Here is a 14,543-nt window from a genome sequence, read left to right on the forward strand (position 1 = left end):
CTATTATATAATACTTTTTTATTTTAGTTTAGTATAAAAATCTTAAGTAGCAAAGATTCTAAAATAACGGAATCCTTGCATTATTGTCCCAACTCTTCCTCGACCACTTCCAAGGCCCGTTCAATGACTACATGCATGTCGTAGTATTTATAATCAGCCAAACGTCCACAGAAAATGACCTTATCATTCTGTGCTGCTTCTTCTTGATAGTTAGCAAATAGGGCATTGTTTCTCTCGTCATTGATTGGATAATAAGGCTCATCTCCACCTTTCCAATCTGCTGGGTATTCACGAGTAATGACCGTTTTAGCTTGTGCTCCGTACTCAAAATGTTTATGCTCAATAATGCGAGTATAAGGAATTTCTCGTTCTGTATAGTTGACAACAGCATTTCCTTGATAGTTTTCTTCATCAAAAACTTCATGCTCAAAACGAAGACTACGGTATTCTAACTCACCATGTTTATAATCAAAGTATTGGTCAATCATCCCTGTAAAGACAACTTTTTCAGCAGAAGCTTCTAATTCTTGACGATTGGCAAAAAAGTCAAGACCAAGTTCTACTTCCACATCCTTGAGCATATTTTCAATGATAACGTTGTAACCACCAATTGGAATACCCTGGTAACGGTCATTGAAGTAGTTATTATCAAAAGTCAAACGAACTGGTAGACGTTTAATAATAAACGGTGGAAGGTCAGTAGCAGAACGTCCCCATTGCTTTTCAGTATATCCTTTAATCAATTTTTCATAAATATCTGGACCGATCAACTTGATAGCCTGCTCTTCCAAGTTTTTCGGTTCAACGTCCTTCATATGAGCCGTTTGCTCAGCAATCTTATCTTTGACCTCTTGAGGAGTTTTTGTCCCCCATATAGCATAGAAAGTATTCATATTGAAAGGTAGATTATAAAGGCTACCCTTGTAATTAGCTAGAGGCGAGTTGATATAATTGTTAAACTCAGCAAATTGATTCACATAATCCCAAACTTTTTTACTAGAAGTATGAAAGATATGGGCACCATATTTATGAACATTAACCCCTTCTACATTCTCACAGTAGATATTTCCACCAATGTGGTCACGTTTATCAATAACTTTTACTTTTTTTCCACGCTTGGTTGCTTCATAAGCAAAAATTGCTCCCGACAAACCAGCACCAACGATTAGATAGTCGTACATAGTCTCTCCCTTATCATTTACCTCTCATCTCCTTAACTATAGCAAAAGAGAGAATCTTATACTCTTCGAAAATCTCTTCAAACCACGTCAGCGTCCATCTGCAACCTCAAAACAGTACTTTGAGCTAACTTCTCAGTTACTCTTTAATTTTTATTGAGTATTCGTTTCAATCTATTTTAGCACAAAACAAATCATTTCTCAGTTTTCAATAGCCGAGTGATTTAAAAAGACAAGCACCAAAACTGATGTTTGTCTTTATGATTTTCCTTGAAAAGGCTATTTCTAACTATTTAACATGTTTTTCTGCTTCTTTTTGGGCTTTTTCGATTGCTTTTTTGCTTTCTTGATCCCATTTGGTCTTAGCTTCTTCAAACTGTTTAGTCGTCACAGTGTCTTTTGCAGTTTCATGTACTTGTAGTTATTGCCATCACCCTTAATACCAGCCAATGAATAGCCTCTTGTAAATGGCGTTACTTTGGTTACAGATGCTGTTCCACCACTTGACATAGCTGACATAATCAGAGAATTATCAATCATCCAAGCCTGTGCTTCAGCATATTTTTCGTAACGTTTGGCTACATCTTTATTTTCACTATCTGCATCTTTAAGTATATTAGTATAGGTATCCAGACCTAGGCTAGTGATTTTTTCCTTATCTTCCTTGGCATCTAGTCCAAAAATCTTAAGGTAGAATCCATCCTCTGCATTGAAAGGATTGAGATAAGTTGATGGATCTTGATAGTCACCTACCCAGCCATCAAAGTTCAAATCATAGTCTCTATCAGCTGCTGTCGGTGCTAAGAAGGCTACATTATTAAAATCATCTGTTGAAAGTTGCTGAACATCAATGACGATGTTATCAGCCCCCAAAACCGACTCAAGGGTCTACTTAACTGAGTTCATGCCTGTCACAGCATTTTTACTTGTCTGATCAACTGCAACATCCAAGTGAATTGGGAAAGTCACACCTTGACTTGCCAATTTTTTTTAGCTTCCGCAAATTTTGCTTGGGCTTTTTCTTTGTTGAAATAGGCATCCTGAGCATCTGCCAGGTTAATACCTGACCATTCTGTTCCGTAGTTGACCAATTTAGAAGCGACTACTTCTCCAAAGGTCTTGTCTCCAACTTGGACAAATGTAGGAGGTACTAGGGTGTTACGAAGAGTCTTGCTAGCTGCTTCTTCCCCATTTGACTGAGCAGAATAGGCTGTGCGGTCCAAGGCAAAGTTCACCGCTTGGCGGAAGTTCTTGTTCAAAACAGCTGTCTCAGTTGACTTCTTCTGCTCATCTGTCGTTTTAGCAGTGTGATTGTAGGCCTTACGGTTAACGTTGAAATTGAAATACCAAGAAGTCTTGTCCTGCAAGCTATAGACGATATTATCCTTATATTTCTCCTTGGTCTTAGCCAAGTTAGAACTATTTGGATAAACCCCAGCGATAGAATAAGCTCCACTTTCAAAGTTACGGATGGTCAATTCTTGGTCTGAACCATCAAAATAGGCCAATTTCACATGTTCAATTGATACTTTGTCATGATCATAGTAATGCGGATTTTTCGCATACTCGATTGATGATTTTGATGTGAAATCTTTTAACAAATAAGGTCCGCTGTAGAGAATACTATCTGGAGATAGGGTACCAAAATCTTTCCCTTTTGAGTTTAAAAACTCTTCGTTTACTGGGAAAAGAATACTGTTGGTTGTTTTTGAGTTCCAGTAAGGTTCTGGCCGTGACAAAGTATACTCAACAGTCTGGTCGTCAATGGCCTTCACCCCAACCTTAGAAAAGTCAGAATTCGCTCCTGTAATATAATCATTCAAGCCCTTAATCGAGTTTTGAATCAAGTCAATGGCCTGTGATTTATTATCCACTGCGTACTTGATACCTGTCACAAAATCTTGTGCCTTAACTGGGGCGTACTCTTCACCGTCAGCCGTGAACCATTTGGCACTTTTCTCAATTTGTAAGTATAAGTCAGACCGCCGCTTGAAACAGACCAGTCCTCTGCTAAAGACGGAACTAGATTTCCGTAATTGTCATTTTCAAGCAAACCATCAACTAGGTTGGTAATGATGGCTGTATTATCAGCGTAGTAGTCTAACAAGTAGTTAAATGCAGTTGGATTTCCACTAAAGGTTGATGAGTAAGTTTTTGTATCTGAACCTGATTGTCCGCAAGCAGCTAAAAGCAAGGCAAATGCAAAAGTCAGGCCTGCACTAAGGACACTCTTTTTTGTATTCATCTCCCTTCTACTTTATGTTAGTTTTTGTAACATAGGTTTGTTTTACCAAAATAGTGGAAATTTGTAAAGTTAATTGAATTTCGAGAATGAAAGTTTATAAACCTTGGTTATAAAAAACAAAGGATTTCTGCCTTTTCATACAGCCTTCCCTTGTTTTTATGCGATTTCAATTTTAAATTTTTCTGTAAAAAATATTTATAGTAATTCCACACAGAAAGCATCCCATGGAGCTAAGATTTGTTTTTCAAAGACTTCTTGAGCTAGGGTGTTTTCAATCAAGAGCGATTTGACGTTTCCTTCTACTGCCAAGTCTTGCTCTTCATTGGACAAGTTAGCCACAACTAGGAAACGACGGTCGCCATCTTTACGGATATAGGCAAAGACCTTGTCAGCCGTGTCAAGCAATTCAAAGTCAGCTCGAATTAGCCAGCTATTCTCCTTGCGAATTTGGACCAGTTTCTGATAGGTATAGAAAATAGAATCTGAACTTGCCAGCGCTTCTTGGACATTGATCATCTCGTAATTTGGATTAACCGCCAACCAAGGCTGACCTGCCGAGAAACCGGCGTTTTTGCTCTCGTCCCATTGCATAGGGGTACGGGCATTGTCACGTCCAATGACACGGATACTGTCCATAATTTCTTCCAGCGGAACACCTTTTTCAAGAGCCTCACGCGCATAGTTGAGGGATTCAATATCTTCTACTTGATCCAGTGTTTCAAACGGATAGTTGGTCATCCCAATCTCCTCACCTTGGTAGATATAAGGAGTTCCTCTCATGAGATGAAGTAAGATTGCAAAGGCTTTGGCAGATTTTTCGCGGTATTCTTGGTCATTTCCCCAGATTGAGACGATACGAGGAAGGTCATGATTGTTCCAGAAGAGCGAATTCCAGCCGTCCTCAACTCCTAATTCTGTCTGCCATTTGTTGAAGATTTCTTTTAACTTAGCAATATTCAGCTCTTTTTGATAGTACCATTTAGGCTGACCTTCCTGATACTGAAGACCGATATGTTCAAACTGGAAGACCATAGACAATTCTTGGCCCTTTGGATCCGAGTAGAGCTTAGCAATTTCTGGCGTTGCTCCCCAAGTCTCCCCTACTGTCAAGAGATTCTTATCTCCAAAGGTCGCCTGATTCATCTCCTTGAGATAGGGATGGAGCATAGGGCCATTATTGACTACTTTCTCGTCAGGAATTTTGCCAATCATATCAATAACATCCATCCGGAAACCACCAATGCCTTTATCAATCCAGAAGTTCATCATCTCATAAATTTTCTGACGAAGTTTTTCATTTTCCCAGTTGAGATCGGGCTGTTTCTTACTGAAAAAGTGGAGATAATATTGACCTGACTTTTCATCGTATTCCCAAGCAGAACCACTAAAGATAGAATCCAAATCATTGGGTTCGTCCCGCCAGATATAGTAATCTCGCTCAGGGCTATCAGGATTTTCACAGGCCTCGACAAACCAAGCATGTTCATCTGAGGTATGATTGACCACCAAGTCCATGATGATACGGATATCACGCTTCTTAGCTTCCGCGATCAGTTGATCCATGTCCTCCATAGTCCCGAAAATAGCTGCAATCGCTTGATAATCAGCAATATCATAGCCATTATCATCCATCGGACTGTCATAAACGGGAGAAAGCCAAATCGCTGTAATTCCTAACTTAGCTAGATAGTCTAACTTACTGGTAATTCCTGGCAAATCGCCAATTCCATCTCCATTGCTATCCATAAAGCTCTTAGGATAAACTTGATAAACTACGGCATTGTGCCACCATTTTTCTTGCATCTTCTTACCTCATTATTTTCATAATCTATAGTCTATGATAGCGTTTTTTGAATTTTAGTGCAAGCGTTTGCCTAATCTTTTTGATTCCTTTTTTAACTCCGCAGTTTCCTAACTTCCAATTTTTTATTATAATAGAGGTCAGAGGTAAAAAAATGAAAAAACAAGCTTTTAGTTCTGAACAATATTTGAATCTACAGCGCGACCACATTTTGGAGCGCATTAACCAATTTGACGGCAAGCTCTACTTGGAGTTTGGCGGCAAAATGTTAGAAGATTTCCACGCTGCTCGTGTCCTTCCTGGTTATGAGCCTGACAACAAAATCAAGCTCTTGCAAGAATTGAAAGAGCAGGTTGAGGTTGTGATTGCCATTAATGCGAGCAACATCGAACATTCTAAAGCACGTGGTGACTTGGGCATTTCTTATGACCAAGAAGTTCTCCGTTTGATTGACAAATTCAATGAATTAGGGATTTTCGTTGGCTCCGTTGTCATTACACAATACGCTGGCCAACCTGCTGCAGATGCCTTCCGCAACCAACTTGAGAAAAACGGAATTGATTCTTATCTTCATTATCCAATCAAAGGATATCCAACAGATATGGATCACATCATTTCTCCAGAAGGTATGGGGAAAAACGACTACATCAAAACCAGTCGTAACTTGATTGTCGTAACCGCTCCTGGACCTGGTTCTGGAAAATTGGCAACTTGTATGTCAAACATGTACCACGACCAAATCAATGGTATCAAGTCTGGTTATGCTAAATTTGAAACATTCCCAGTTTGGAATCTTCCTCTTCATCATCCCGTTAACTTGGCCTATGAAGCAGCAACGGCGGATCTTGATGATGTCAACATGATTGACCCCTTCCATCTCCAAACCTACGGAGAGACCACTGTCAACTACAACCGTGATATTGAAATTTTCCCAGTTCTCAAACGTATGTTAGAACGTATCCTTAGTGAATCTCCATACGCTTCACCAACAGACATGGGTGTCAACATGGTTGGTTTCGCTATTACTGATGACGAAGCGGCTATCGAAGCTTCTAAACAAGAAATTATCCGTCGCTACTATCAAACAGTTCTTGACTTCAAAGCCGAAAAAGTTAGCCAAGCTGCTGTCAAGAAAATTGAGTTGCTTATGAATGACCTCGGTATCACACCAGCAGACCGTAAGGTGGCTATTGCTGCACGCCAAAAAGCCGAAGAAACTGGCGGACCAGCTCTAGCTCTTGAATTGCCAAATGGGGAAATTGTCACTGGTAAGAACTCAGAGCTCTTTGGCCCTACAGCAGCTGCTCTTATCAACGCCATCAAGAAATCAGCTGACATCGCTAAAGAAGTGAAACTAATCGAACCTGAAGTTGTCAAACCAATCCAAGGCCTTAAAATCGATCATCTCGGTAGTCGCAATCCGCGCCTTCATTCAAATGAAATCCTGATTGCACTTGCTATCACAGCTACAGAAAATCCTGATGCTGCTCGTGCTATGGAAGAACTTGGCAACCTCAAAGGAAGCGAAGCCCACTCAACCATCATCTTAACCGATGAAGACAAGAATGTCCTTCGCAAATTGGGTATCAATGTAACCTTTGACCCATACTACCAATACGACCGCTTGTATCGCAAGTAAAGAATTCAACCTCTCCACCCTCGGAGAGGTTTTCTCTCTGTCTCAGGAGCCAGCTTTATGTTATAATGAAAGAAGAAAACTGAAAGGATTTACCATGTCAAAAGAAGTTATTGTTGAAAGTTTTGAACTTGATCACACCATTGTTAAAGCACCCTATGTTCGCTTGATTGGGGAAGAAACAGGGCCAAAGGGAGACATCATCTCCAATTATGATATTCGTTTAGTGCAACCCAATGAAGACTCTATCCCTACTGCTGGCCTTCACACTATCGAGCACCTCTTGGCAAAACTCATCCGTACTCGCATTGACGGCATGATTGACTGTTCGCCATTTGGTTGCCGCACAGGCTTCCACATGATTATGTGGGGGCGCCACACCAGCGCTGAAATTGCGGCTGTTATCAAGGATTCGCTCAAGGAAATCGCTGAGACTATTACTTGGGAAGATGTCCCTGGAACAACAATCGAATCTTGCGGAAACTACAAGGATCACAGCCTCTTTTCTGCTAAAGAATGGGCTAAACTCATCCTAGAACAAGGGATTTCAGACGATGCTTTTGAACGTCATGTGATCTAAACACAAAAAAGGAACCAGTTTTTCAGCTGGTTCCTTCTTTTTTTATTCTCAAAATCTCTAGTTAAGCTTTCTCACTAATAACCAAACCACCATCTTCCATGTCAGCTTCTAGGTGTTTAGCATCAAGGTTATCCAAGTGGAAGTCTGTCACCTTATCACGAATTTCTTGTTCAACTACGCGACGGAGAGGACGAACACCCATGACTTCATCATAGCCTTCTTCTGTAATATAATCCTTAGCCGCTTGACTGACTACCAAATCAATGTCTTTCTTAGCCAAGGTTTGGTTGACTTCAGCCAACATCAAGTCCACAATCTTAGAAAGGTCTTCCTTAGTCAAGTGTGAGAATTCGATGACAGCATTGAAACGGTTAAGGAATTCTGGACGGAAGAATGGTTTCAAACGGTCCATCAATTCTGGTTTGTCCGCATCTTCTGTCAAGTTGGCTTCATAACCAAAGCCTGCGTTTGAAGTTGCGATAATCACAGTATTCTTGAAGTTCACCGTATTTCCCTGACCATCTGTCAAACGACCATCATCTAGGACTTGGAGGAGAAGAGTGATCACTTGAGGATCAGCCTTTTCAATTTCGTCGAGAAGGACGATTGAGTATGGATTGCGACGGACACGTTCCGTTAAGGTATTGCTATTGTCATCATAACCCACATAACCAGCTGTTGTACCGATTAGCTTAGAAACGGCTGTGCGATCACTGTATTCAGACATATCCAAACGGATGATCGCATCCTTGGTTCCAAACATATCTAGCGCTAATTGCTTAGCAAGCTCTGTCTTACCAACTCCAGTTGGACCTACAAAGAGGAAGCTACCGATTGGGCGATTGCCTTCATCAAAACCAGCACGGTTACGACGGATAGCTTTTGCTACTGCTTCAACGGCCTTATCTTGACCAATAACTTTCGTCTGCAAACGATGACCCATATCTTTCAAACGTTCGATGTCCGTAGCCCCCATTTGAGATACTGGAATACCGGTCATTCGTTCTACAGATTCAGCCACATCGTTGACACTTGCAGTCACTTTCATATCTTCTGTATGGTTTTCGATTTTCTTTTCCAATTCTGCGATGCGTGTTTTATAGTTTAGAGCTGCTTCAAAATCTTCTGCCTCAACAGCTTTTTCTTGCTTGTCTTTTTCAACCTCAATTTCACGTTCAACAGCATGCACATCTGTTACAGGATGCTGAGCTGCCAAGTGAGCTGCCGTTACATCGACCAGGTCGATAGCCTTATCTGGCAAGCTACGTTGAGGAATATACTGAACAGAATAATCCACCGCTGCTTTCAAGACTTCGTCTGGCAAGATGACATTGTGGTGTTGTTGATAGAGATCACGAATTCCTTGAAGGATTTTATATGTATCCTCTGCTGAAGGAGCATTGACCTTGACTTCGTTGAAACGACGAGCAAGAGCAGCATTCTTCAAGATGGTGTTACGGTATTCGTCTTGAGTCGTTGCCCCAATCACTGTCAATTCTCCACGAGAGAGAGCTGGTTTGAGAATATCCGCAAGCCCCTTAGAACCACTGTCACCTCCAGTAGATCCAGCACCGAGGATTTGGTGAATTTCATCAAAGAAGAGGATAATATTCCCTGCTTCTTTAACCTCATTGACTAAGTTTTGAACGTTTTCTTCAAAACTACCGCGGTATTGAGTACCAGCCTCAAGACCTGAAATATCAATGGAAATAATTTCCTTGTTCTTAATAGCAGCTGGAACATCACCATTCACAATGGCTTGTGCTAGACCTTCGACAACTGCTGTCTTACCAACACCTGCGTCTCCGACTAAAACAGGATTGTTTTTAGTACGGCGTGAGAGGATTTCAGATGTTTCTTGAATTTCCTCGTTTCGTCCTATAACAGGATCCAACTTGCCCTCGCGAGCTTCTGCTGTCAAGTTTCGACCTAGTTTAGCAAGGACACCGTCTTGTTTCATACCTGACGTATGTTGTGGCATTTGGCCATCAACTTCTGCATTTCCTGGTAATTGACCAGTCGCACGATAGTGAGCAAATTCCTCAGGTGTCACTTCACGTCCATTAATCAAGTAACGACGATTTTCAGAACTGTATCCTCGCATACCACCCATCAATTGGTTAAACAAATCATCCATGTTGTTAAAATTATTAAAGTTGTTGTTCATATTCTTTACCTCTTTTTGTTTACTTAGTTATGATTACTGATATTGACTATCTTTGACCTTTGTTTTAAAAAATTTAGACTAGCTAAATCGCTACTCTAGGTACTATTTCTGGTTTTTCTTTTTCAAGCAGGAGTAGACTATCTTTGCTTCTGAAGATTTCTAGATTAAACATAGACCCCACCTCTTTCTATTTTACTTTAAATAAGTGTTCGAGTAAGGCTTTCATTTACCTTACGTTCATAATATACTACATTAGTCAGAAAAGGTCAAGGGATTTGACTTTAATTGACCAATATTTTTTAAACAGCAAAAACACCCTGAAACATCAGGGTGCCATTCTTATCTCAAATACAAAATTGCTAGGGTCAGGAGACTTGCTAGAAGCCCAACTCCCCAAAAGAAGAGGTCAACCTTCCACTCGCTCCAAGGATTTCCTTTACCAGACAATCCCCCAAGCTCAAAATGGTGATGCACAGGCGTCATACGGAAAATACGTTTACCACCTGTCAGTTTGAAATAGCTGACTTGCATCATGACCGAAGTTGTTTCAAAGACATAAATAATTCCGATAATCAAGAGAGTCCATTCTTGGTGGAGAGCCATTGAAATAGCTGCCAGCATTCCACCGAGAGCCAAACTTCCCACATCTCCCATAAAGACCTTAGCAGGCTTATGGTTAAAGACAAAGAAACCAAGCAAACCACCAATCATGGCAAGAATCACTAGAAGGATATCCATCTGACCTTGCACATAGGCAATAACTCCATAGGCAGACAAACTAATCACAACTGAAATACTAGCTAGACCGTCAATACCGTCTGTCAAGTTTACTGCGTTTGAAAAACCAACTAGCCAGAAAAGAGCGAAGATAATATAGAAAATCCCTAAATGCACTTGGTAGCCAAAGACAGAGAGCATATCGCCCCCACGCTCATAAAAAAGGTAGAAAATGACGCCACCTAGCAGCTGAAGAGCCAATTTCTGTGTGGGGTTTAGCCCCTCATTGATCTTTCGGAAGACCTTGAGAAAGTCATCTAAAAAACCAACCAAGCCATACAAGACCAAAATAAACAAAATCATACCAACATTATTGGTCAATTGTTTCGAAAAAAGAGCGACGAGGAAACTCACCACAACTGCAGCAATGAGGAAAACAAGTCCCCCCATTGTAGGAGTCCCAGCTTTTGCCTGGTGCTGTTTAACATCCTCATGCATCTGCTGGCCTGTAATTTGCGCCTTTCTATAAAATTGGATAAAGGCTGGAATTCCTACTAAAGTTAGTAAAAATGTCACAATTCCAGCACTGATGGAAATAAACATATTAGTCTCCTAAAGTTAATGTAATTTTTTTAATGTCCTTGATAGCTGTGTTAGCACGAACATCTTGCTTCTGCACAGTAGAACCTGAACCTTCAAATTCCAGTTCAATATCCAACCATTTAGCAAAGGTCTCGGCAGTCTCTTTTTTCCAGCCATACATGTCTGGAATTTCTTCTACCTTATCCGATAAAAGGAGAACTTGTTGGTTTGGTGCAAGATTGGTCCCTTCTTCTACAGAAGTCTCTTTAATCTTTGTTCCAGTACCTACAACGATTGGTTGCACAATATTTCGGCGTAAGGCTTCCGCCAACTCACCAGGTGAAATATCCTTGATGCTAGGCATTGCATAAGAAGATTCTGTCGTAACTTTATCTAAATTTTTGGCTGGAGATTGAAGATTGAGAGATTCTTTCATAGCTGAAGCCCGCTCCAAGATTGGGGTGGCAAATTCTCCCAACTGGATACCTGAATAATGCTCAGGCTGTTGAACCGTTACATACAAGATAAAATCAGGATTTTCAGCAGGATTCATAGTCACACCTGAGAAAATATAATTGGTAGAACCAACCAAGTATCCTCCATTTTTCTCATCAGCGATTTGAGCCGTACCGGATTTAACTGCTACATTTTGTCCAGGAACTGTTATAATTGGCTTTCCTGTGTAGTGATTATACATAGTTCCATATAGAGGGTCCGTCCCAACTAAGATCATGTGATTTCGAGTTGTGCTTGCTGCCTCTTTGGAAACAGGATTTCCTACTATTTCTTTTTGTGACTTACGTACAGACTGATTGTTAGTATCATAAATAGCACTTATAAATTTTGGCTCCAGCATAACTCCATCATTAGCAATAGCTGTAAAGGCACGAAGCATTTGTGTTTGTGTCACTGAAATTCCTTGCCCAAATGAGCTTTGAGCAATACTAACAATATTATCAGCTGGAAGTTGACCAGCGTATTCATCTGTCAAGCCAAAGCGAGTTGGAACCCCAAATTTAAAGCGTTTTAGATAATCCAACCAAGTAGCATCTCCCATTTTTTGTTCAAGTAGACTCATTCCAACATTACTGGAGTGAGCGAAACCTTGTAAGAAAGTCATCATCCCACCAGTAGTCAAACCAGCATTAACATCCCAATCTCGAGTCGTCGCATCCGCTATTTTAAATTCACTGCTATTGAAGTATTCTCCACTTGGGAAGGTATTATTATCAATAGCAGCAGCGAGCGTCATGACCTTCATGGCTGACCCTGGCTCATAGTTACTTTGATAGAGGATATCACGCCAAACAAAGTCCTTAGTGATTCCTTCTTTAGTATCTGCATTAAAGGTCGGTCGTTGGGTGGTAGCAAGGATTTCACCGGTCTTTGCACTGACCAAGGTCGCGGTCATGTACTTACCTTTTACTTTTTCTAGAAAGGCATCCATTTGGGTTTCCATGAAGGACTGAAGGGTGCTGGAAATAGTCGTATAAACATCCTTGCCATCTACCGTTTGTTGGGAAACTTGTTCTGTTCCAGGGACAATATTACCCAGACGATCTTTTTCATAGGTAATAATACCGTCTGTCCCTGCAAGAATACTGTTCAAGGAACTCTCCATTCCAGAGGTTCCCAGCAAGCTCTTGCTGCCATCTTCATTTTCATGGAGCTGAGCTAGACCGATAAAACTAGAAGCAAATTGTCCGTTTGGATAACTACGATTGGGACTGGTTGTAAAATCAATCCCCTTGACCTCTGCAGTTTCCAACTCTTTTTTGATAGACATCATATTGGCATAGGTAATCCCATTGCCCTTCGAACCAAAGGAAACTTGCTTGAGATTAGGTTGCGAGAGTTGCTCTCTTACATAGGATTCTTCCATGTCCAGATACTTATGAAAGACCTCTGCAACTTTGTTAAATTGTGTTTTTTCTACGTAAAGAATCTTACCCGTTGCTGACTTATAGTTCTCATCAATAACCGCATAGACATTATAGGAGGTTGCATCCTCAGCAATTGGGACTCCATTTCGGTCATAAATAGTCCCACGTTTGGCAGGAACTGTACGGGTGGTTTGATGAACCTTCTTAGCTTCCTTCGCTAAATCTGTTCCAAAGCGAGTGCCCGTCCCAATAATGACCGCAAAATTGACTAAAAAAACGGCAAAAACAAAGACAGATAATAAACTCAGACTTTTTCCAACTCTGCGTCTGTTTTCAGCCGGCGATTTCCGATTTTTCGTCGCATAACGGATTACTCTTTTTGTCCACTTCATATCTTACTCCGCTATTCGAATATTTTCATTGTTTAATTGCAAATCGTGTGAATTGGCAATCTCTTTCAAACGTTCTGCACGTAATAGTTCATTGACCTCTTGCTTGGCATCGTCCAATTCGGTCTTCTTTTCCTCTATCTGCGCATTGATTTTTGTCAAATCATTCTGCACTTGCAAGAGCTTGGTCTGCATAAAAATAATACTAATGGCTACAATAAGAGTGGTTACAGCAATGGAAAAGTAAAAAGCTTTTTCCACACGCGAAAACCGTTTAAGTTGCATCTGTAGTATTTGACCTGTTTTTTCCATTCTTTCTGCCATCTTTTTTCCTCTTACTTGTGAATTTTTCTGGCCACGCGCAACTTGGCTGAGTGCGAGCGGTTATTGGCTTCTAATTCTTCTGCACTTGGCAAGATTGGCTTACGGGACACCAATTCCATCTTAGGCTTGAGATCATCTGGGATGAAGGGCAAACCTTTGGGAACTTCAACCGTTGAAGCTTCCTTGAACAATTGCTTGGTCAAGCGGTCTTCTAAGGAATGAAAGGTAATCACTGAAATTCTACCATCCAGAGCCAACATATCCATAGCCTGCTGGATAGATTCATCTGCTGCTCCCAATTCATCATTGACTTCAATTCGAATAGCCTGGAAGATCTGCTTGGCAGGATGGCCCTTCTTCTTGAGTTCCTTGGCAGGTTTGGCCGACTTGATAATTTCTGCCAGCTCAGTCGTTGTCTCGATTGGCTTGACTTCCCGAGTTTGTTCAATCTTGCGGGCAATCTGTTTAGAAAACTTATCCTCGCCATACTTGAAGAAAATTCGAACCAAGTCATGATAGTCATAGTGATTCACCACTTCATAGGCTGTCAGACTAGCATCCTGATTCATCCGCATGTCCAGTGGCGCATCCTTTTTATAAGAAAAACCACGCTCACGCTGGTCTAATTGAGGACTAGACACTCCCAAGTCATAACAAATCCCATCAATTTCCTGAACACCAGCTTCGCGCAAACGTGCCTGTAAATGACGGAAGTTATCCTTGATAAAAGTCACCATCCCCTTCTCAATGTAGGGAGCCAAGCGTTTTTGCGCATTGTCAATGGCATTCTGATCCTGGTCAAAGGCATAGAGATGGCCCTTTTCACTTAATTTACTTAATAAATATTCGCTATGGCCCGCTCCACCCAAAGTCGCATCAACGTAGATACCATCAGGCTTTACATCGAGCATATCAATCGTTTCGTGGAGTAAGACCGTTACATGATGAAATTCTTTTGTCATATCTTATCTATTTTACCACAAATCCGACAAGCTTGCACTAGTCAGACAAATAGGATAAGGAGGCCAAATTTCAAGTTCA

The 14,543-nt window shown here is 40.9% G+C and carries 9 protein-coding genes and 1 pseudogene; 2 read left to right on the top strand and 8 right to left on the bottom strand.

All coding sequences use genetic code 11. The annotated features are described in order from the left end of the window. Positions 1 to 80 precede the first annotated feature (80 nt). The 3 genes and pseudogenes from glf to HT701_RS02100 form a co-directional block, all read right to left on the bottom strand. A complete protein-coding gene (gene glf / locus HT701_RS02085) occupies positions 81 to 1,181 on the bottom strand; it encodes a UDP-galactopyranose mutase (RefSeq protein ID WP_100104644.1) in 1,101 nt (366 codons plus the stop codon). Positions 1,182 to 1,467: 286 nt separating this feature from the next. After that, a pseudogene (locus HT701_RS02090) lies at positions 1,468 to 3,423 on the bottom strand (peptide ABC transporter substrate-binding protein). Between the two features lie 195 nt (positions 3,424 to 3,618). Next, positions 3,619 to 5,226, bottom strand: a complete 1,608-nt coding sequence (locus HT701_RS02100; protein ID WP_172931167.1) for an alpha-glucosidase — start codon at positions 5,224 to 5,226, stop codon at positions 3,619 to 3,621. A gap of 152 nt (positions 5,227 to 5,378) precedes the next feature. Here HT701_RS02100 and HT701_RS02105 point away from each other — a divergent pair, with 152 nt between their 5' ends. Both HT701_RS02105 and HT701_RS02110 read left to right on the top strand, forming a co-directional pair. Beyond that, a complete protein-coding gene (locus tag HT701_RS02105; RefSeq protein ID WP_172931168.1) occupies positions 5,379 to 6,863 on the top strand; it encodes a DUF1846 domain-containing protein in 1,485 nt (494 codons plus the stop codon). Between the two features lie 94 nt (positions 6,864 to 6,957). Continuing rightward, positions 6,958 to 7,440: an S-ribosylhomocysteine lyase gene (locus HT701_RS02110; RefSeq protein WP_172931169.1), complete on the top strand. Its 483-nt coding sequence runs from the start codon at positions 6,958 to 6,960 to the stop codon at positions 7,438 to 7,440. 61 nt (positions 7,441 to 7,501) lie between these two features. Here the strand turns inward: HT701_RS02110 and HT701_RS02115 are convergent, their stop codons facing one another. The 5 genes from HT701_RS02115 to rsmH form a co-directional block, all read right to left on the bottom strand. Continuing rightward, on the bottom strand, positions 7,502 to 9,607 hold the full coding sequence (locus HT701_RS02115) for an ATP-dependent Clp protease ATP-binding subunit (protein ID WP_172931170.1): 2,106 nt from the start codon (positions 9,605 to 9,607) through the stop codon (positions 7,502 to 7,504). Positions 9,608 to 9,946: 339 nt separating this feature from the next. Beyond that, a complete protein-coding gene (gene mraY, locus HT701_RS02120; RefSeq protein WP_172931171.1) occupies positions 9,947 to 10,927 on the bottom strand; it encodes a phospho-N-acetylmuramoyl-pentapeptide-transferase in 981 nt (326 codons plus the stop codon). 1 nt (position 10,928) lies between these two features. Continuing rightward, on the bottom strand, positions 10,929 to 13,181 hold the full coding sequence (pbp2X, locus tag HT701_RS02125; RefSeq protein ID WP_172931172.1) for a penicillin-binding protein PBP2X: 2,253 nt from the start codon (positions 13,179 to 13,181) through the stop codon (positions 10,929 to 10,931). A 3-nt stretch (positions 13,182 to 13,184) separates the two neighbouring features. Then, positions 13,185 to 13,502: a cell division protein FtsL gene (gene ftsL, locus HT701_RS02130; protein WP_000840840.1), complete on the bottom strand. Its 318-nt coding sequence runs from the start codon at positions 13,500 to 13,502 to the stop codon at positions 13,185 to 13,187. Positions 13,503 to 13,513: 11 nt separating this feature from the next. Next, positions 13,514 to 14,464, bottom strand: coding sequence for a 16S rRNA (cytosine(1402)-N(4))-methyltransferase RsmH (gene rsmH, locus HT701_RS02135; RefSeq protein WP_050086648.1), 951 nt, complete (start codon positions 14,462 to 14,464; stop codon positions 13,514 to 13,516). Positions 14,465 to 14,543 lie beyond the last annotated feature (79 nt).

This window comes from Streptococcus sp. 10824, assembly GCF_013276595.1.
Lineage (GTDB): Bacteria > Bacillota > Bacilli > Lactobacillales > Streptococcaceae > Streptococcus > Streptococcus pseudopneumoniae.

Coding starts and splice junctions, on each gene's coding strand:
- HT701_RS02110 (WP_172931169.1), top strand. CDS start 6,958: ATGTCAAAAGAAGTTATTGTTGAAAGTTTTGAACTTGATCACACCATT.
- HT701_RS02115 (WP_172931170.1), bottom strand. CDS start 9,607: ATGAACAACAACTTTAATAATTTTAACAACATGGATGATTTGTTTAAC.
- glf (WP_100104644.1), bottom strand. CDS start 1,181: ATGTACGACTATCTAATCGTTGGTGCTGGTTTGTCGGGAGCAATTTTT.
- pbp2X (WP_172931172.1), bottom strand. CDS start 13,181: ATGAAGTGGACAAAAAGAGTAATCCGTTATGCGACGAAAAATCGGAAA.
- HT701_RS02105 (WP_172931168.1), top strand. CDS start 5,379: ATGAAAAAACAAGCTTTTAGTTCTGAACAATATTTGAATCTACAGCGC.
- ftsL (WP_000840840.1), bottom strand. CDS start 13,502: ATGGCAGAAAGAATGGAAAAAACAGGTCAAATACTACAGATGCAACTT.
- rsmH (WP_050086648.1), bottom strand. CDS start 14,464: ATGACAAAAGAATTTCATCATGTAACGGTCTTACTCCACGAAACGATT.
- HT701_RS02100 (WP_172931167.1), bottom strand. CDS start 5,226: ATGCAAGAAAAATGGTGGCACAATGCCGTAGTTTATCAAGTTTATCCT.
- mraY (WP_172931171.1), bottom strand. CDS start 10,927: ATGTTTATTTCCATCAGTGCTGGAATTGTGACATTTTTACTAACTTTA.